We start from the raw sequence: 21390 nt of genomic DNA on the forward strand, positions 1-21390 counted from the left end.
GCCGGGCCCGGGCGGCCGGGCTGGTGATCCGTCCGCGGCAGGTCTTCGAGCTGCAGACGGTGGCCGCCCTCGCCGCGGCCGCGACCGACGCCGTCGCCGAGCCGGCCGAGGACGGGGCGGGGCCGGCCGAGCTGACGCCGATCATGCGGTGGCTGGTCGGGCGCGGCGGCATCGACGGCTTCGACCAGGCGGTGGTCGTGCCGATACCGACCGGCCTCGACGAGGCCGGTCTGCTGGCCGGACTCCAGGCGCTGCTGGATCACCATGACGTGCTGCGGATGCGCCTGGACGGCGAGGGCCTGGTGATATCCGAACCGGGGTCGGTGCGCGCGGCCGACTGCCTGGGCGGGGGCAGCCCGGACCCGCGTTCGGGCGCGATGCTCCGCGCGGAGCGAACCGGCGGGGACCGCCTGCGGCTGACCGTGCATCACCTGGCCGTCGACGGGGTCTCGTGGCGGATCCTGGTCTCCGATCTGCAGGCGGCGTGGGCGGAGATCGAGGCCGGCCGGCCCGCGCGACCGGCCCCCGTGGGCACGTCCTTCCGCCGCTGGTCACGGCTGTTGACGGCGGAGGCGCCCCGGCGGGCCGGGGAACTGGGCCTGTGGACCTCGATGCTGACCGCGCCGGGCGGGGACGCCTTCGCCGAGGCCGGGTCCGGGCCGTGGCGCGGCCCCCTGCGGTCGGTACGCGTGACGGTGCCGGCGGAGCTGACCGGTGCCCTGCTGACCACGGTGCCGGCCCTGTACCACGCCGGAGTGCAGGACGTCCTGCTCGCCGGCCTGGCGCTCGCGGTGGCGGACCGTCGCCGCCGCCGGGGCGAGGACGGTGCCGCCGTTCTGGTGGCCGTGGAGGGGCACGGCCGCGAAGAGTTCACCGGCGGCCTCGACCTCTCGCGCACGGTGGGCTGGTTCACCAGCGTCTTCCCGGTCCGCATCGAGGCGGCCGGCGATGCCGGTGAGACGCTCCGGCAGGTCAAGGAGCGGCTGCGGAGCCTGCCCGACAACGGCCTCGGGTACGGGCTGCTGCGTTACCTGAACGCCGAGACCGCGCCGGAACTGGCGGGGCACGCCGGACCCCAGATCGGGTTCAACTACCTCGGCCGCATCGACGGCGCGGGCGAGGCGGCGCTGGGCGGACGGCCGGACCCGGAGCGGTCGCATCCGCACCTGCTCAGCGTCAACGCGTTCACGCTCGACTCCAGGCTGACCGCGTTCTGGTCGTTCCCCGAGGGCGCGCTGCCCGAGGACGACGTTCAGGAGCTCGCGGACGCGTGGCTGGCCGCCCTGGAGGCGCTGGCGGCGGATGCCGCCCGTCCGGACGCCGGTGGGCACTCGCCGTCGGACTTTCCCTTGGTGCCGGTCAGCCAGGCCGAGATCGACGAGTGGGACCCCGCGGACGTCTGGCCCCTGTCGCCGTTGCAGGAGGGCCTGCTGTTCCACGCGCTTTTCGACGACAGCGGGCCCGACGTCTACAACGTTCAGCTGGTGCTGGACCTGGAAGGGGTCGATCCGGCCGGTCTCCGGGCGCGGGTCGAACGCCTGCTGGCGCGGCATCCGAACCTGCGGGCCGGTTTCCGGCAGGCGGACGCCGGTGCGGTGCAGGTGGTCGCCGGACGCGTTCCGGTGCCATGGCGTGAGGCGGCGGTCTCCTCCCCGGAGGAGCTGCGGCGGGTCCTCGCCGAGGAGCGGGCACGGCGGTTCGACATGGCCCGCCCACCGCTGATGCGGTTCCTGCTGGTCCGGGTGGGGACGGACCGGTACCGGTTCGCGGTGACGAACCACCACATCCTGCTCGACGGCTGGTCGATGCCGCTGGTGCTGGGGGAGCTGTTCGGAGATCGCCCGGCGGACCCGGTGCCGTACCGCGACTATCTGGCGTGGCTGGCGGGCCGGGACCGGGCGGCGGCCGAACAGGTGTGGCGTGACGCCTTGGCGGGCGTCGACGAGCCGACGCTCGTGGCGCCCTCCCGCACGGGCTCCTCGCACCGGGGACAGCGAACCCTCGACCTGGGACCGGACCTGAGCGCCGCGATCTCGGCTCTGGCTCGTGGTCGTGGTCTGACGTTGAACAGTGTTTTCCAGGGTTTGTGGGGGGTGCTGCTGGCACGCTCGACCGGCCGGGACGACGTGGTGTTCGGGATGACGGTGTCGGGTCGTCCGCCGGAGGTTCCGGGTGTGGAGCGGATGGTGGGGCTGCTGATCAATACGGTTCCGGTGCGGGTGCGGCTGGCGCCGGCCGAGTCGTTGTCGGGGTTGCTGGCGCGGTTGCAGGAGGAGCAGTCGAGGCTGGCCGAGGCCCATTTCGTCGGGTTGACGGACATCCAGCGGCTGACCGGTCTCGGGGAGCTGTTCGACTCGCTCTACATCTTCGAGAACTACCCGGTCGTCCGCGACCTGCCGACCGGCGACGGACTCAAGATCACGGGAGCCGAGGGCAGCGATGGAGCCCACTATCCGCTCGGCCTGGCGGTCATTCCGGGCGACACCCTGCGCCTGCGGCTCGATCACGACCTCGCCGCCTTCGACGCGGAGGCCGCCCGGTCGGTCCTGGACCGGTTGCGTCGCCTGGTCGAGGCCGTGGTCGCTGATCCGGATGCGCCGGTAGGCGGGATCGAGGTCATCGGCGACGGCGAGCGTGGGTTGCTGGCGGCGTGGAACGAGACGGGCCGGGTGGCGCCTGAGGGCACGTTGTCGGATTTGTTTGAGGCTCAGGTGGTGCGGTCGCCGGATGCGGTGGCGGTGGAGTGCGGTGGCGTGCGTTTGTCGTATGGGGAGTTGGAGGAGTGGGCTGAGCGGTTTGCTCGCTGGTTGGTCGCTCAGGGGGTTGGGCCTGAGCAGTTGGTGGCTTTGGCGTTGCCGTCGTCGGTGGAGTTGGTCGTCGCGATTTTGGGGGTGCACAAGGCAGGAGCGGCGTACTTGCCGGTGGATTTGGGTTATCCGGCTGAGCGGGTGGCGTTCATGCTCGATGACGCCGCGCCGGTGCTGACGGTCACCGATCGTGCGACGGTTGTCGAGGCGGATGCTCGGGTGCCGGTCGGGCCGGTGGTGTCGCGGCCCGAGCAGGCCGCCTATGTGATCTACACGTCGGGATCGACCGGGACGCCGAAGGGCGTCGTCGTCTCGCACACCGGTCTGGCGAGCCTGGCCACAGCACAGATCGAGCGCTTCGCCGTGGACGGGAACAGCCGCGTCCTGCAGTTCGCCTCACCCAGCTTCGACGCGTCGGTAGCGGAGATCGCCGTGGCGCTCCTCGCCGGCGCGACGCTCGTCCTGGCCGACGGCGAGGACATCGTCCCCCGCAACATCACCCATGTGACGCTGCCTCCCTCGGTGCTGGCCGCGTTGCCGCCGGACGGTCTCAGCGACGACGCCGTGCTCATCGTCGCCGGTGAGGCCTGCCCCCCGGAGCTGCTGGGGCGGTGGTCGGCGGGGCGGCGGATGGTCAATGCCTATGGGCCGACCGAGGCGACGGTGTGCGTGAGCGTGAGTGATCCGTTGTCGGCGGGCGACGAGGTGGTGCCGATTGGTCGGCCGATCGCGAATACGCGGGTGTTCGTGCTCGATGGCGGGTTGCGGTTGGTTCCGCCAGGTGTGGTCGGTGAGCTGTATGTGGCGGGTTCTGGGCTGGCGCGGGGATACCTGGGTCGTCCCGGATTGACGGCGTCGCGCTTCGTGGCGAGTCCGTTCGAAGCCGGTGAACGGCTTTACCGGACGGGTGATCTGGTGCGGTGGGGCACCGATGGCCAGCTGGTGTTCGTGGGGCGTGCCGACGATCAGGTGAAGGTGCGCGGCTTCCGGGTCGAGCCGGGCGAGGTCGAGACCGTACTGGCCCGGCATGACGCGGTCGCCCAGGCAGTGGTCGTAGCCCGGGACGGCAGGCTGGTGGCCTACATCGTGCCCCGCACCGCCGGCGTGGACGACGAGGAGCTGAGGCGGCACGTCGCCGAGGTGCTGCCCGCGCATCTGGTGCCGGGCGTGTTCGTGAGCCTGGACGCACTGCCGCTGACGCCGAACGGCAAGGTGAACCGGTCCGCGCTGCCCGCGCCGTCGTTCACGGCGTCCGGCCGCGAACCGCGCGACCCGCGAGAGAAGGTCCTGTGCGGGATCTTCGCCGAGGTCCTCGGGCTCGACCGGGTCGGCATCGACGACGGCTTCTTCGAACTCGGCGGCGACAGCATCATCTCCATCCAGCTCGTGGGCAAGGCCCGCGCGGCGGGCCTGGTCATCACGCCCCGGCAGGTGTTCGAGCACCGGACGGTCGCCGCGCTCGCCGCGGCGGCCGGCGAGGGAGGGGCCCCCGCCGCCGACGGCGAGGGCGTCGGCCGGGCGGAGCTGACACCGGTCATGCGAACGATGATCGACGGCGGTGTCCTCGACGGCTTCGTGCAGTCGACGGTCGTCCCGGTCCCGCCGGGTCTGGACGAGGCCTGCGTGATCGCGGGTCTGCAGGCGCTGCTGGACCACCACGACGTGCTGCGGATGCGGCTGGACGGCGACGCGCTCGTGATCGGCGATCCCGGCTCGGTGCGCGCGGCGGACTGCTTCGGCGACGGCCCCGACCCGCGGTCGGGCCCGATACTCCGGGCGGCCTGGCGCGATCCCGGCGAACTGCGGCTGACGGCGCACCACCTCGCCGTCGACGCGGTCTCCTGGCGAATCCTGGTGCCGGACCTGCTGGAGGCGTGGACGGCCGTCGCGGCCGGGCGGGAGCCCGCGCTCCCACCGGTGATCACATCGTTCCGCCGCTGGACCCGGCTGCTCGCCGCGGAGGCGCCGCGCCGGACGGGCGAGCTCGACCTGTGGACCTCGATCCTGTCCGATCCCGACCCCGGCCCCGAACCGGCACCGGAACCGGGATCACCCGGCATCGGCGTCGGCCACCACGCCGTCGAGGTGCCCGAGGACGTGACCGGGGCACTGCTCACCACCGTCCCGGCGCTCTTCCGCATCGGGATCAACGAGGTGCTGCTGACCGGGCTCGCGCTGGCCGTGGCGGACTGGCGGCGACGGCTCGGCACCGGCGGCGACGGCGTCCTGGTAGACCTCGAAGGGCACGGCCGGGAGGAGTTCACCGGCGGCATCGACCTCTCCCGCACCGTCGGCTGGTTCACCAGCCAGTTCCCGGTGCGGCTGGACACCCGGATCGACGACTGGGACGAGGTGTGGGAGGCCGGCCCGGTCGTGGGCCGCCTCCTCAAGAGCACCAAGGAGACGCTGCGCTCCCTGCCGGACAACGGCATCGGATACGGGCTCCTGCGGCACCTCAACCCCGAGACCGGGCCGATCCTCGCCGCGCTGCCGGCCCCGCGGATCGGTTTCAACTACCTCGGCCGGGCCGACGCGGGCGCACGGCTGACCGGCGGCGCGGACCCCGCGCTGCCGTCTCCGCACCTGCTCGACGTCAACGCGGTGACGCGGGGTTCGCGGCTGCACGCGTCGTGGACGTTCACCGGCGCCTCCGCCGAGGAGCACGCCCGCGACCTGGCGCGGACCTGGGTACGCGCGCTCGGCGCGATCGCGGCCCACGCGACCGGGCCCGCGGCCGGCGGATCCACCCCGTCGGACTTCCCCTTGGTGTCCATCGCCCAGGCGGAGATCGAAAGCCTGGAAGCCGAGTTCGGCACGCACACAGGAGGCCGCGAGTGAACCGCACCGGCATCGAGGACATTCTGCCGCTGTCTCCGCTCCAGGAAGGGCTGCTGTTCCACGCGCTCTTCGACGACCAGGGCGCCGACGTCTACAACGTGCAGACCGCCCTGGGACTGGAGAGGATCGACCCGGCGGGGTTGCGGGAGGCCGCCCGCCGGCTGGTGGCGCGGCAGCCGAGCCTGCGCGCCTGCTTCCGGCAGGTCGACTCCGGCGCCACCCTCCAGATGATCCCCCGAACCGTCGAACCGCCCTGGCGCGAGGTGGACCTCTCGCATCTGAGCGGCGCGGCGCAGGAACGCGAGGCGGCTCGCCTGCTGGACGCGGACCGGCTCCGGCGGTTCGACATGGCCGCCCCTCCGCTGCTGCGGTTCCTGCTGATCAAGCTGGGCGCCGATCGCTTCCGGCTGGCGCTCACCAACCATCACATCCTGCTCGACGGCTGGTCGATGCCGCTGCTGCTGGGCGAACTGCTGGCGCTCTACCGGGACACCGAACCGCCGCCGCCCGTCCCGTACCGCGACTATCTGGCCTGGCTGGCCGCCCGGGACCGGCCGGCGGCCGAATCCGCCTGGCGCGAGGCGCTCGCGGGGCTGGACGAACCGACACTGCTCGCACCGTCCGGTGCGGTCTCGGCGTCGCGCGCCCAGGTGGTGGTGGACCTCGGTGAGGACCTGAGCTCGGCGCTGGCCGAGGCCGCCCGCGAACGGGACCTGACCCTCAACAACGTGATGCAGGGTCTGTGGGGGCTGCTGCTGTCCCGGCTGACCGGCCGCGACGACGTGGTCTTCGGCACCACCGTGTCCGGCCGGCCACCGGAGCTGCCCGGTGTGGAACGGATGATCGGCCTGCTCATCAACACCGTCCCGGTACGGGTCCGGATGGTGCCGGGCGAGTCGCTCACCGGCCTGCTCCGCCGGCAGCGCGACGAGCAGGCGAGGCTGATCGACCAGCAGTTCCTCGGCCTGCGCGACATCCAGCGGCTGGCGGGGCTGGGCGAGCTGTTCGACACGCTCTACGTCTTCGAGAACTACCCCGTCGCGGCGGCGCCCGAGGCGGCCGACGTGGCGATCACCGACGCGTCCGGCCGGGACGGCGGCCACTACCCGGTCATGCTGGCGATCGTCCCCGGGGACAGGATCCGGCTCCGGATCGACTTCGCCCGCGGCGTGGTCGATCGTGACGCCGTCGAATCCATGCTCGCGCGCCTGCGCGGTCTCGCGGAGAGCTTCGTGGCCGAGCCCACCCGGCCGGTGCAGTCGGTGGACGTGCTGACCGCCGCCGAGCGGGACCGCCTGCTGGTCGAGTGGAACAGGACCGCTCGGCACGTGCCGGCCACGACTCTGCCGGATCTGTTGGCGGCGCAGGCGGCGGTGTCGCCGGATGCGGTGGCGGTGGTGTGTGAGGGCGTTGAGCTGACTTACCGCGAGTTGGACGAGCGCGCGAATCGTCTGGCGCGGTTGTTGATCGGGCGGGGGGTGGGGCCGGAGCGGGTGGTCGCGGTGGCGATTGCGCGGTCGGTGGAGTTGGTGGTGGCGCTGCATGCGGTGGTGCGGGCGGGTGCGGCTTATCTGCCGGTGGATGTGGACTATCCGGCTGAGCGGGTGGAGTTCATGTTGCGGGACGCCGAGCCGGCGCTGCTGCTGACCACGGCAGGTCAGGCAGTGGTGGGCGAGGTGGAGCGGGTGCTCGTCGATGAGGTGGACACCTCGCTTCTGTCGTCTGGTCGGGTGGTTGATGGTGAGCGGACGCGGCGGCTGTTGCCGGGGCATCCGGCTTATGTGATTTATACGTCGGGTTCGACGGGTGTGCCGAAGGGTGTGGTGATCAGCCAGTCCGGGGTTGTGAACCGGTTGTTGTGGATGCAGGACGCCTATGGGTTGGGGTCGGACGATCGGGTTTTGCAGAAGACGTCGGCGAGTTTCGATGTGTCGGTGTGGGAGTTTTTCTGGCCGCATATCGCGGGCGCGGGGTTGGTGGTGGCTCGGCCGGGCGGGCATCGGGATCCGGGGTATTTGGCTGGGTTGATCCGGGAGGCGTCGGTGACCACGGCGCATTTTGTGCCGTCGATGCTGGCGGCGTTTTTGACCGAGCCGTTGGCGGGTGGCTGTCTGAGTTTGCGGCTGGTGATCTGTAGCGGGGAGGCGCTGGCCGCGGGCACGGTGCGGGACTTCGCCCGGGTGCTACCGGCGGAGTTGCACAACCTTTACGGGCCGACGGAGGCATCGATCGATGTCACGTCGTGGATCTGCCCGAGCGAAACCGACCGGGTGGCGATTGGCCGGCCGATCGCCAATACCCGGGTGTATGTGCTGGACGGTGGGATGCGGTTGGTGCCGCCGGGTGTGGTGGGGGAGTTGTATCTGGGTGGCGCGGGCCTGGCGCGGGGTTATTTGAATCGGCCTGGGTTGTCGGCGTCGCGGTTTGTGGCCGATCCGTTCCAGGCCGGTGAGCGGCTTTATCGGACGGGTGATCTGGTGCGGTGGGACGCCGACGGCGAGTTGGTGTTTGTGGGGCGTGTCGATGATCAGGTGAAGGTGCGGGGGTTCCGGGTCGAGCCGGGCGAGATCGAGACCGTCCTCGCCCGGCACGGTGCGGTCGCTCAGGTGGCGGTGGTGGTGCGGGACGGGCGACTGGTCGCCTACGTGGTCGCGGCCAGCGCCGACCTCGACTTGGCGGCTCTGCGTGGGTTCGTGGCGGCGCGGCTGCCGGAGTACATGGTCCCGGCGGCGTTCATGGTGCTCGATGCCCTCCCGCTGACCCCGAACGGGAAGCTGGATCGGGCGGCCCTGCCGGCGCCGGAGGTGAGGGTGTCGGGGCGTGCGCCTCGTGATGCGCGCGAGGAGGTCTTCTGCGGGCTGTTCGCCGACGTGCTCGGTCTGGACCGGGTCGGGATCGACGACAACTTCTTCGAGCTGGGCGGCGACAGCATCTCCTCCATCCAGCTGGTGAACCGGGCGCGGAAAGCGGGGTTGGTGATCACCGCGCGCCTGGTGTTCGAGAACCCCACCGTGGCCGGGCTGGCTTTGGTGGCCCGCGGGGCCGACGACGCGGCCGCGGCGGAGGAGGACGGTACCGGCCCGGTCGAGCCGACGCCGATCATGCGGCGCCTGATGGAACGCGGCACCCCCCGCGGGTTCGCCCAGTCGATGCTGGTGCGGGTACCGGCCGGAAGTGACGTGACCGCCGGGCTCCAGGCGGTGCTGGATCACCATGACGCCCTGCGGATCCGGCTGCTCGACGACGCCCTGACGATCGGCGCGCCCGGCACGGTGGCCGCCGGCTCCAGCGTGACCAGGGTGGACGCGACGGGCCTGGCCGATGACGAGGTCCGGCCGGTCCTGATCGCGGCGGGCCGCCGCGCCCACGCCGAGCTGGATCCACGATCGGGAGCGGTGGTGCGCGCCGTGTGGGCCGACGCCGGCCCGCACCGCGACGGCTGGTTGCTGCTGCTGGTGCATCACCTGGCGGTGGACGCCGTGTCATGGCGGATCCTCGTCCCGGACCTGCTCGACGCGTGGGCCGCGCTCGCCCGGGGCAGGCCGCCAGAGCTCGCCCCGGTCGGCACGTCCTTCCGGCGCTGGGCCGCGCTGCTGGCCGAGGAGGCGCCGCGCCGGACCGGCGAGATGGACCTGTGGACCTCGATGCTGGCGGTGCCCGGCCCGCTGTGGCCGGGGCTCGACGGCCGGCCGCCGGACGGGCCGGCCGGGAACGTGCGGATCGAGGTGCCGCCCGAGCTCGCCGAGCCGCTGCTGGCCACGGTACCGGCGATCTTCCATGCCGGCGTCGACGAGGTGCTGCTGTCCGGGCTGGTCTCTGCGGTCGCGGAATGGCGGCGGCGCGGCAACGGCAACGACACCGGTGCGGGGGCGGTCCTTGTGGACGTCGAGCGGCACGGGCGCGAGGAGTTCACCCGGGGAGTCGACCTGTCGCGCACCGTGGGCTGGTTCACGAGCCTGTTCCCGGTGCGGCTCGCGGCGGACACAGATCCCGGCCGGACCCTCAAGCAGGTGAAGGAACGGTTGCGCACGCTGCCCGACAACGGCATCGGATACGGGCTGCTGCGCCACCTCAACCCGGACACCGCCCCGCTGCTGGCCGAGCAACCCGTACCGCAGATCGGGTTCAACTACCTCGGCCGTGTCGACGGCCCGGACCTCGACGGCTCGGAGCAGCGGGCCGCGCTGTCGCACGCGCTCGACATCAACGTGATGACCCTGCCGGGGCCGCGCCTGGTCGCGCACTGGACCTTTCCGGAACCCGCGGTGCCCGCCGACGACGTCCGGGAGCTGGCCCAGGGGTGGCGGGACGCGCTGGCGGCGCTGGTCGCGCGGGCGGCCGAGCCGGACGCGGGCGGGCACAGCCCCTCGGACTTCCCGCTGATCGCGCTCGACCAGGACGAGATCGAGGACCTGGAAGACCTTTTCGACGGAGGCCGCGCGTGAACCGCTCCGCGATCGAGGACGTCCTGCCGCTCTCACCGCTGCAGGAGGGGCTGCTCTTCCACGCGGCGCTCGACGACCAGGACACCGGCGCGTACAACGTGCAACTCGTGCTGGGGCTGGACGGCGTGGACCCCGCGGCGCTGCGATCGGCGGCGGAACGGCTGCTGGCCCGGCACGCGAACCTGCGGGCCGGTTTCCGGCACACCCGGTCCGGCAAGGCCGTGCAGGTCATCGCCCGCACCGCCCGGTTGCCATGGCGCGAGGTCGATCTGTCCGCCCGGCCGGCCGCGGAGCGGGACGCCGAGCTGGCCCGGCTGCTGGCCGAGGAGCGGACCCGGCCGTTCGACATGGCGCGGCCACCGCTGGTGCGTTTCCTGCTCGTGCGCATGGGCGCCGGTCACCACCGGCTCGCTTTGACCAATCACCACATCCTGCTGGACGGCTGGTCGAAGCCGCTGCTGCTGCGCGAGCTCCTCGCGCTCTACGCGCGCCGCGACGACGCACTGCCCGCACCGGCGCCCTACCGGGACTATCTGGCCTGGCTCACCCGCCAGGACCGCACCGCGGCGGAGGAGGCCTGGCGGGCGGCGCTGGACGGGCTGCCCGAGCCGACCATGATCGCCTCGCCCGGCGGCGCGGGCCCGGTACGGCGCGAGGCGACCCTGGCGCTGGACACCGGGGCCACCGCCGCGGTCTCCGCCATGGCACGCGGGCTGGGGCTGACGCTCAACACCGTCGTGCAGGGGCTGTGGGGGCTGCTGCTGTCCCGGATGGTGGACCGCGACGACGTGGTCTTCGGCTGCACCGTATCGGGCCGGCCGGCCGAGATCCCCGAGGTCGAGCGCATGATCGGCCTGTTCGTCAACACCCTGCCGGTCAGGGTGCGGATCGACGCCGCCGAGCCGGTGGGGCGGCTGCTCACCCGCCTGCAGCGCCAGCAGGCGGAACTGGCCGATCTGCATTTCCTGGGGCTCGCCGACGTGCAACGCCTCAGCGGGCTCGGAAGGGACCTGTTCGACACGATCTACGTGTTCGAGAACTACCCGATCGGCGAGGGCCTGGCCGGGGCGGGCGCCGGGGCGGGCGCCGGGATCTCGGTGACCGGCGCGGAGAGCCACGAGGGCTCGCACTACCCACTCGGGATCGCCGTGATCCCCGGTGACCGGCTGGGGCTGCGGCTCGACTTCGACGCCGGCGCGTTCGAACCCGGTGTCGCCGAGGCCATGGTGACCAGACTGGGTCGCCTCCTGGAGACCGCCGCGGCCGACCCGGACCGCCCGGTGGGCCGGATGGACGTGCTCGGCGGGGACGAACGCAGGCTGCTGCTGACCGGCTGGAACTCGACCGCGCGGGCGGTGTCCGAACAGACCCTGCCGGAGCTCTTCGAGGCGCAGGCCGCCAGGACGCCGGACGCCACGGCCGTGGTCTGCGGCGACGTCGAGATGTCGTACGCGGACCTGGACGAGCGGGCGAACCGGCTGGCCCGGCTGCTGGTCGCCCGGGGCGCGGGCCCGGAGTCGTACGTGGGCCTGGCGCTGCCCCGTTCGCCCGACCTCGTCGTGGCGATCCTCGCGATCGTCAAGGCCGGCGCCGGCTACCTGCCGATCGACACCGGATATCCGGCCGAGCGGATCGCGTTCATGCTCGGCGACACCGCACCCCTCTGCGTGGTCACGACGACCGCCGAGGCGGCGGCGCTGCCCGGCGTCCCGCTGGTCCGCCTCGATGATCCCGCCGTCGCGGCGGAGCTGGCCGATGCGGGCCCGACGGGTGCGGGCCCGGCCGGGCCGTCCAGGACGCGGCCGGACCACCCCGCGTACGTGATCTACACCTCCGGCTCGACCGGCCGGCCCAAGGGCGTGGTCGCGACCCACCGCTGCGTCGCGGAACTGGCGCTGGACCGCAACTGGCACGGCGCCGGACACCGCGGCGTCCTGCTGCACTCGCCGGCCTCCTTCGACGCGGCCACCTACGAGACGTGGGTGCCGCTGGTGTCCGGCGGGACGGTGGTGATCTTCCCGGGCTCCGCCCTCGACGTCGCCTCGCTGCGGGACGTGCTCGACTCCGGCCGGGTGACCGCGGTGTTCCTGACCACCGCGATGTTCAACCTCATCGCCGAGGAACGGCCCGCCGTCCTCGGCCGGCTGGCGGAGGTGTGGACGGGCGGGGAGCAGGTCTCGGCGCCCGCGTTCCGCGCCGTGCTGGAGCGTTGCCCGGACACGCAGGTCGTGCACGTCTACGGGCCGACCGAGACGACGACGTTCTCACTCCGCCATCGCGTACCGGGCGCGGAGGCGCTGGACTCCGGCGTGCCGATCGGCGGCCCGCTCGACAACACCACCGCGTACGTCCTCGACAGCGGCCTGCGCCCGGTGCCGCCGGGCGTGGTCGGCGAGCTCTACCTCGGCGGCACGGGCCTGGCCCGCGGCTACCTGAACCGGGCCGCCCTCACCGCGGCGCGCTTCGTGGCCGATCCCTTCGGCGTTCCCGGCGGGCGGCTGTACCGCACCGGCGACCTGGTGCGCTGGACGGCCGGCGGCCGGATCGTGTTCGTGGGCCGCGGCGACGAACAGGTGAAGGTGCGCGGCTTCCGGGTCGAGCCCGGCGAGATCGAGTCCGTGCTGAGCGGGCACGACTCGGTGGCGCGGGTGACGGTGCTGGCCCGCGAGGACCAGCCCGGCGAACGCCGCCTGGTCGCGTACGTGGTTCCGGGCACCCGGCTGGACGAGCTGCGCGAGTACGCGGCGTCCGTGCTCCCCGCGTACATGGTCCCGGCGGTGTTCGTGCCGCTGGACGACCTGCCGCTGACGGTGAACGGGAAGGTGGACCGCGCCGCTCTGCCCGCGCCGGACTTCGCGAGCCGGGTCACCGGCCGCGGACCGCGCAACCCGCGCGAGGAGCTCCTGTGCGACCTCATGGCCGGTGTGCTGGGCCTCGAGCGGGTGGGGATCGACGACGGCTTCTTCGATCTCGGCGGAGACAGCATCGCCTCGATCCAGCTGGCGAGCCGGGCCAGGGCCGCGGGCCTGGCGCTCAGCGCCCGCCAGGTGCTCGAACGGCCCACCGCGGCCGCCCTCGCCGAGGTCGCGGGCGACGTGGTGGAGGCGCACGCCGAGGACCGGCCGGGACCGGCCGTCCTCACGCCGGTCATGCGGTGGTCGCGTGCGCGCGGCGGTGCGATGGGCGCCTTCCACCAGTCGATGGCCGTGCGGGTGCCGGCCGGCGCCGACGTCGTCGCCGGGCTCCAGGCCCTGCTCGACCACCACGACGCGCTACGGATGCGCCTGGACGGCGAGGAGCTGGTGATCGGGGAGCCGGGTTCGGTGGCCGCCGCCGGCTGCGTCCGGAAGGTGCCGGCCGTGGACCAGGCCGAGGTGGACCGCGCGCAGGCCGACCTGGACCCGGAGTCCGGTGTGCTGGTCCGGGCACTGTGGTGCGAGGCGGACGGCCTGCTGCTGGTGATGGTCCACCACCTGGCCGTGGACGGCGTGTCCTGGCGGATTCTGATCCCGGACCTGCGGGAGGCGTGGGCCGCGATCGCGGCCGGTCGCCGCCCCGCCCTCGCCCCGGTGGGGACCTCGTTCCGCCGCTGGACGCGGTTGCTCGCGGCGGAGGCTCCCCGGCGCACCGGCGAGCTCGACCTGTGGACCTCGATGCTGGCGGGACCCGACCCGCTGCTCGGTGCCCGGCCGCTGGATCCCGCGCGGGACCGGGTGAGCGGGGCCCGGACGGTCTCGGTCCAGGTTCCGGCCGAGGTGACCGAAGCGGTGCTGACGACGGTGCCGGCGGCCTTCAGGACCGGGGTGAACGAGGTCCTGCTCGCCGGGCTGGCCCTCGCCGTCACCCGCTGGCGGCGGGCCCGAGGCGTGGACTGCGGATCGGTCCTGGTCGACCTGGAGGGGCACGGCCGCGAGGAGTTCGCCGACGGGACCGACCTGGCGCGGACGGTCGGCTGGTTCACCAGCCTCTTCCCCGTGCGCCTCGCGGTCGACGGCGACGCGCCGGGCGTGCTGCTGAAGGGCGTCAGGGAGCGGCTGCGCACCCTCCCGGACCACGGCCTGGGCTACGGAGTGCTCCGGTACCTGAATCCGGAGACCCGGCCGGTCCTGGCCGGCTTCGCCGAGCCGCAGATCGGGTTCAACTACCTCGGCCGGTTCCAGGGCGAGGCCGAGACGAGCGTCTTCGGCGGCGGCGCCGGTCCCCATCTGCCGCTCGCGCACGTTCTGGACGTCACCGCGCTCGTTCGCGACGCCGCCGACGGCGCGCACCTGGCCGCGCGCCTGACCGCACCCGAGGACGTGCTGACCGAGGAGGACGTGCGGCAGCTGGCCGACGCGTGGGTGGCCGCCCTCCGGTCCCTGGCGGCCGAGGCCGCACACTCAGGTGCCGGTGGGCCCGCGCCGTCGGACTTCCCGCTGGTCACGGTGACCCAGGCGGAGGTCGACCGATGGCGGCCCGCCGACGTCCTGCCGCTCTCGCCGCTCCAGGAGGGCCTGCTGTTCCACGCGCTGCTGGACCGGCAGGGCACCGATTCCTACAACGTGCAACTGGTCCTCGCCCTGGAGGACGTGGACGTCGCGGCGCTTCGCACCGCCGTCGGACGGCTGCTCGAACGGCACCCCAACCTGCGGGCGGGCTTCCACCGGACCGAGTCCGGCGCGGTCCAGGTGATCCCGCGATCGGTGGACGTGCCCTGGCGCGAGACGGAGGCGGCGTCGGAGGAGGAGCTGCGCAAGATCCTCGACGGCGAGCTCGCCGAACGCCACGACATGACGCGGCCGCCCCTGATCCGCTTCCTGCTGGTGCGGCTGGGCGGCGACCGGTACCGGTTCGCGATGACCCACCACCACATCCTCTTCGACGGGTGGTCGCGCCCGCTGATCCTGCGTGACCTGTTCATGCTCTACCTGCACGGCGCGGACGCCGAGCTGCCGGATCCGGTGCCCTACTCCCGGTACCTGGAGTGGCTCGCCGGGCAGAGCAGGGAACGGGCCGAGGGCGTGTGGCGCCGGGCGCTGGCCGGCCTGGCGGAGCCCACCCGGGTCGCGCGGGGCGACGCCGCCGCGCGCACCACCGGCCGCCGGGAGACCGCGCTTCACCTCGAACCGGAGCTGCAGGCGGCGCTCGCCGAGACCGCGCGCGGGCTCGGCCTGACCCTGAACGGCGTCGTCCAGGGCCTGTGGGGCCTGCTGCTGGCCCGGTCGACCGGCCGGGACGACGTGGTGTTCGGGATGACGGTCTCGGGCCGGTCGCCGGAGGTCCCGGGCGTGGAGCGGATGGTCGGCCTCCTGGTCAACACCGTGCCGGTCCGGGTGCGCCTGGATCCCGCGGAATCGTTGTCGGCGTTCCTGATCAGGCTGCAGGAGGAGCAGACGCGCCTCGCCGAGGTGCATTTCCTCGGGCTGCCGGACATCCAGCGCTCCGCCGGGATGGGGGAGCTGTTCGACGCGGTCTACGTCTTCGAGAACTATCCGCTGGAGGCGGTCCGGGACGTACCGCAGGGCCTGCCGATCACCGGCGCGGAGGGGCGGGACGGTTCGCACTATCCGCTCGGGCTCGTCGTCGCGCCGGGGGAGAGGCTGCGGCTGCGCCTCGGCTACCATCCCGACGCCTTCGACGACGATGCCGCGCGGCTGATCCTGGTCCGGCTGCGCCGCCTGGCCGAGACGATCGTCGCGGACCCGGATCGGCCGACCCGCCGGGTCGAGGTGCTGGACGACGCGGAGCGCGCCTGGTTGGCGCGGTGCAACGACACGGCGCGGCCGATGCCCGCGGGCACCCTGGCGGAGCTGTTCGAAGCCCAGGCGGCGCGGACCCCGGACGCCACGGCCGTCGTGTGCGGCGACACCGAGCTGTCGTACGCGGAGCTGAACGAGCGGTCCAATCGGCTGGCGCGCCTGCTGATCGGGCGCGGCGCCGGCCCCGAGACGCTGGTCGCGGTGGCGCTGCCCCGATCGGCGGAGTTCGTCGTGGCGGCTCTGGGCGTCCTGAAGTCCGGCGCCGCCTACCTCCCGCTCGATCCCGGCTACCCGGCCCGCCGCGTCGAGGCCATGCTCCAGGACGCGGCCCCGCTGTGCGTCGTCACCGAGGAGACGCTCGCCGGCCTCCCGGACGGGCCCGCCGGCGACGTGACCGACGACGAGCGGAGCGCGCCGCTCGATCCGGCCCATCCGGCCTACGTGGTGTACACCTCGGGCTCCACGGGGCGGCCGAAGGGCGTCATCGCCTGCCACACCGGCCTCGTCAGGCTCGTCGCCGACCAGATCGAGCGGTTCGGCGTCGGACCGGGAAGCCGGGCCCTCCAGCTCACCTCGCCCAGCTTCGACGCCACCGCCGCGACGATGTTCCGGACCCTGCTGGCCGGTGCGACGCTCATCGTGGCGGGGGACGAGGAGGCGGTACCCGGGCCCGCGCTGGCCCGCCTGCTGGGCGCGCGGCCGGTCACCCACGTCACGCTGACCCCGTCGGCGCTCGCGCAGCTTCCCGAGGAAGGCCTGCTCGAGGGCGCCGTCATCGTGGTCGGCGGCGAGGCGTGCCCGCCGGATCTGGTCGAGAGGTGGTCTCCCGGGCGGCGGATGTTCAACGCCTACGGGCCGACCGAGGCGACGGTGTGCGTGAGCGTCAGCGATCCGCTGAGCGGCGCGGCGACGCCGGCGATCGGCAGGCCCATCGCGAACACGGCCGTGTTCGTCCTGGACGCCGGGCTGCGCCCGGTGCCGCCGGGCACCGTGGGGGAACTGTACGTGGCGGGTGCCGGGCTGGCTCGCGGTTACCTGAACCGGCCGGGGCTGACGGCGTCGCGGTTCGTCGCCGACCCGTCCGGCGCCGGTGACCGGCTGTACCGCACCGGGGACCTGGCGCGCTGGGGCCCGGACGGCCAGCTGGTGTTCGTGGGCCGCGCCGACGAGCAGCTGAAGGTGCGCGGCTTCCGGGTCGAGCCGGGCGAGGTCGAGGCCGCGCTGGCGAGCCATGCCGCGGTCCGCCGTGCGGTGGTGGACGCGCGGGACGGCCGGCTGGTGGCCTACGTCGTGTACCGGGACGGTGCCGTCGCCGCGGCGGAACTGCGCTCCCACGCGGCGTCGGTGCTGCCCGGCCACATGGTGCCTTCGCTGTACGTCGAGGTCGCCGCCGTGCCGCTGACGCCGAACGGGAAGGTGGACCGGGCCGCGCTGCCCGACCCGGACCCCGGCGCGGCCGTGTCCGGCCGTGCCGCCCGGGACGCGCGCGAGGAGGTCCTGTGCGGGCTGTTCGCGGAGGTGCTGGGGCTCGAGCGGATCGGCATCGATGACGACTTCTTCGCCCTGGGCGGCCACTCGCTGACGGCCGCCCGCCTGGTGAGCCGGATCGGAGCCGTGCTCGGGGCCGAGCCGCCGGTACGGGCGGTCTTCGAGCACCCGACGGTGGCGGGCCTGCTGCCGAGGCTGGACGCCGGCTCGGGGATCGAGCGCCCGCGACTCGTCGCGGGGCGAGGCGGCGAGCTGTCCTACGGCCAGCGCCGGCTGTGGTTCGTCAACCAGATCGAGGGACGCGCCGCGACCTACAACGTGCCGCTGGTCCTGCGCCTGCGGGGGGTCGACCGGCGCGCCCTGGCCGCGGCGCTCACCGATCTCGCCGAACGGCATCAGGTGCTGCGGACGGTCTTCCCGGCCGTGGACGGCGAGCCCACGCTGCGGGTGGTGCCGCCGCCCGAGGTGCTGCGGGTCGTCGAGGTCGAACCGGGGGGCGCGGACGAGGCCGTCGCGTCGATCGCCGGCGAGGGCTTCGACGTCTCCACCGAGCCGCCGCTGCGGGCCGCGCTGGTGGTGGACGGCCGGGCCGAGGTCCTGGTGCTGGTCCTGCACCACATCGCGGCGGACGGGTGGTCGATGGGGCCGCTCGGCCGGGACCTGGCCACGGCCTACGCGGCACGGTGCGCCGGGACGAGCCCCCAGTGGCCGGCCCTTCCAGTGCAGTACGCCGACTTCGCGGCATGGCAGCGCGAACTGCTGGGCGCCGCCGACGATCCGGACAGCCTGCTCGCGCGCGAGCTGCGGTACTGGGCCGGTGCGCTGGACGGCGTACCCGATCAGCTCGCGCTGCCCGCGGATCGGCCGCGACCGGCGCGCGCGGGCCATCGCGGGGGGCGCGTGCCGTTCCGCTGGGACGGGGACCTGCTCGCCGGTCTCCGCGCGCTCGGACGATCGGCGCAGGCCACCACGTTCATGGTGCTCCAGGCGGGTCTGGCGGCGGTGCTGACCAGGCTGGGAGCGGGCACCGACATCCCGATCGGCTCGCCGGTCGCCGGCCGGCCCGATCCGGTACTGGACGGTCTGGTCGGCTTCTTCACCAACACGCTGGTGCTGCGGACCGACACGTCGGGCGATCCGACCGGCCGCGAGCTGGTCACCCGGGTCCGGGAGACCGATCTGGCGGCGTTCGCGCACCAGGACGTGCCGTTCGAGCGGGTGGTGGAGGCCGTCAACCCGCCCCGGTCGCTGGCCAGGCATCCGCTCTTCCAGGTCCTGCTGGCGCACCAGAACACGGCGGGGCAGACGGCCGTGCGGCTGCCGGGCGTCGAGGTGGAGCCAGGCGCCGCCGAGGTCGACGCGGCCAAGTTCGACCTGTCGCTGAACATCAGCGAGGGCGACACGGGCCTGAGCGGTGCGCTCTACTACAACGCGGACCTGTTCGACCGCGCCACCGCGGCGTCCATCGTGGAGCGCCTGCACAGGCTGCTGACCGCGATCGCGGCCGATCCGGACGCCCCGCTGTCCCGCATCGAGTTGCTCGGCACCGGGGAGCGGCGGCGGCTCCTGGCCGCGGCGACCGGCGAGGTGCGCGAGCCGGTGGCCGGGACCCTTCCCGACCTGCTCGCCGCGTCGGCGAAGCGGAACCCGGACGCCCTCGCGGTCGCCGACCTCACTCATGCGCAGGTGCACGCGCGAGCCAACCGCCTCGCCAGGCTGCTCATCCAGCACGGTGCCCGGCCCGAAGGGCTCGTCGCGGTGGCGCTGCCCCGCAGCGCCGAGCTGATCACCACGCTGCTGGCGATCCTCGCCGCCGGAGCCGCCTACCTGCCCATCGACACCGACCTGCCGCGGCGCCGCGTCCAGTTCGTCATCGACGACGCCCGGCCGGGGCTCGCGGTCACCACGCGAGCGGCGGAGGGCGTGCTGCCGGACACGCTGCCCAGGATCCGCCTCGACGACCCGGACGTCCTCGCCCTGCTGGAGGCCGCGCCGAGCGGCGAGGTGACCGACGCCGACCGGCGCGCGCCGCTGCTCGCGGCCCATCCGGCATACGTCGTCCACACCTCCGGCTCCACCGGCAGGCCGAAGGGAGTGACGGTCACCCATGCAGGGCTGGTCAACTACGTGGCCCGGGCGGCGGCCGAGTACGAGGGGCTCGCCGGGGAGACGCTCGTGCACTCGTCGATGTCGTTCGACCTCGGGGTCACCGCGCTGTTCGGGACGCTGTGCGCGGGCGGGCGGCTCCGGCTCCTGCCGGACGGGAGCGGATGGCCGGCCGACGCGCTGGACCGGCCGGAGGAGATCACCTTCCTGAAGGTGACGCCGAGCCACCTGCGCGCACTCCAGGAGCGCGCCGAGTCGTACGCGGCCGGCGGCCAGCTGATGGCGGGCGGCGAGGGCTTCCCGGTGGAGCTGCTGGAACGGCTGCGCCGGGCCGACCCGGCTCTGACGGTCATCAACCACTACGGCCCGACCGAGACCACCGTCGGATGCACCGACCACCGGGTGCGGCCGGAACGGGTGCGGCCGGAAGGGGAGCCGGCCGGCGGGACGGTGCCGATCGGGCGCCCCATGTGGAACATGCGGACCTACGTGCTCGACGGGAGCCTGCGGCTCGTGCCGCCCGGCGTCGCGGGCGAGCTGTACGTGGGCGGCCCGGGGCTGGCACGGGGCTATCTCAACCGGCCGGCCCTGACCGCGGAGCGTTTCGTGGCCGATCCCTTCGCGGCGGGCGGCCGCCTCTACCGCACCGGCGACCTGGTCCGGTGGAACTCCGCCGGCGACCTGGTGTTCGTCGGCCGCACCGACGACCAGGTCAAAGTGCGAGGCTTCCGGGTCGAACCCGGCGAGGTCGAGGAGGCGCTCATCGGGCACGCCTCCGTCGTCCGTGCGGCCGTCACGGTGCGGGACGGCCGGCTGGTGGCGTACGTGGCTCCGGCGGGCGTCGACGTGCCCGCCCTGCGCGCGCACGCGGCGTCGTCTCTGCCGGGCCACCTGGTGCCGACGACGTTCGTGACCATGGACGGCCTTCCGCTGAACGCCAACGGAAAGCTGGACCACGGCGCGCTGCCGGACCCGGTCCCTGCCGCCGCGACCTCCGGCAGGCCGCCGCGGAACCGCCGCGAGGAGGTCCTGTGCGGCCTGTTCGCCGAGGTGCTCGGCCTCGACCGGGTGGGGATCGATGACGACTTCTTCGCCCTGGGCGGGCACTCGCTGCTGGCCGCCCGGTTGATCAGCCGGATTCGTTCGGCGCTGGAGCGGCCGGTCTCGCTGCGCGACCTGTTCGAGGCGCCGACCGTCGCCGGACTGGCCGAACTCGCCGGGCACGAGCACGGCGGAGGTGCGCTGGACGTCCTGGTCCCGCTGCGCCCGGGCGGGAGCTGGTCCCCGCTGTTCTGCGTCCATCCGACGAGCGGGCTCGGCTGGTGCTACACGGGCCTGATCGCCAGGACGGACGCCGACCTGCCTTTGTACGCACTTCAGGCGCGCGGGCTCGAACCAGGGGACGAACTGCCGCGCAGCCTCGAGGAGATGGCCGCCGACTACCTGGACCGGATCCGCGCGGTTCAGCCGGAGGGCCCGTACCGGCTGCTCGGCTGGTCCTTCGGGGGAGTGGTCGCGCATCACATCGCCGCGATGCTCCAGGACCGCGGGCAGCGAGTCGAGTTGCTCGCGCTGCTGGACTCCTATCCCGGCGGCCGCGCGAGCGGCCCCGCGAACGGCCGGCAGAGCGGCCCGGGTCCGGCGGCGGTGCGGCCGCGTCCCGGACACCTGTTCGGCGAACCGGACCTCGCGGACCTGGACGCGGCCACCCTCGGTGCGGTCGAAGCGGTGGCGCGGAACAACGGCAGATTGATCGGCGGCCACGTTCCCGCGACGTACCGGGGGACCGTGCTCTTCTTCGAATCCACCCGGCACCGGCGAAGCGCGGCCGAATGGGAGCCCTACGTCAAGGGCGATGTCCGGCGGTACGAAGTCGACGTCGAACACGAGCGGATGACCGGCCCGGAGGCGCTGGGCGAAATATGTCCGGTGCTCCGTGCCGAACTCTTCGAGCCAACGAAACCGTAG

General features: G+C 73.5%; 3 protein-coding genes (1 of these 3 only partly in view). All 3 read left to right on the forward strand.

Annotation, left to right across the window (positions count from 1 at the left end):
• Tightly spaced (each overlapping or abutting the next), the 3 genes in view from ACA514_RS28300 to ACA514_RS28310 form a layout consistent with a single transcriptional unit that may run on beyond the window.
• A protein-coding gene (locus ACA514_RS28300; RefSeq protein WP_375044282.1) for a non-ribosomal peptide synthase/polyketide synthase crosses the window boundary here: on the forward strand, positions 1–5645 show its final stretch. Its footprint begins 13210 nt before the window's first position; the window shows 5645 of its 18855 coding nt (coding positions 13211–18855); its start codon lies off the left edge, out of view; its stop codon occupies positions 5643–5645.
• Positions 5642–10090 (forward strand): amino acid adenylation domain-containing protein, encoded by a 4449-nt coding sequence (locus ACA514_RS28305; RefSeq protein WP_375044283.1) that lies wholly within the window; start codon positions 5642–5644, stop codon positions 10088–10090. Before ACA514_RS28300 ends, ACA514_RS28305 begins: the two co-directional genes overlap by 4 nt.
• Complete coding sequence (locus ACA514_RS28310) at positions 10087–21390, forward strand: amino acid adenylation domain-containing protein (protein WP_375044284.1); 11304 nt, start codon at positions 10087–10089, stop codon at positions 21388–21390. The genes ACA514_RS28305 and ACA514_RS28310 overlap by 4 nt, the downstream gene beginning before the upstream one ends.

The sequence above is a fragment of the Actinomadura sp. NTSP31 genome, assembly GCF_041951385.1.
Taxonomy (GTDB): domain Bacteria; phylum Actinomycetota; class Actinomycetes; order Streptosporangiales; family Streptosporangiaceae; genus Spirillospora; species Spirillospora napierensis.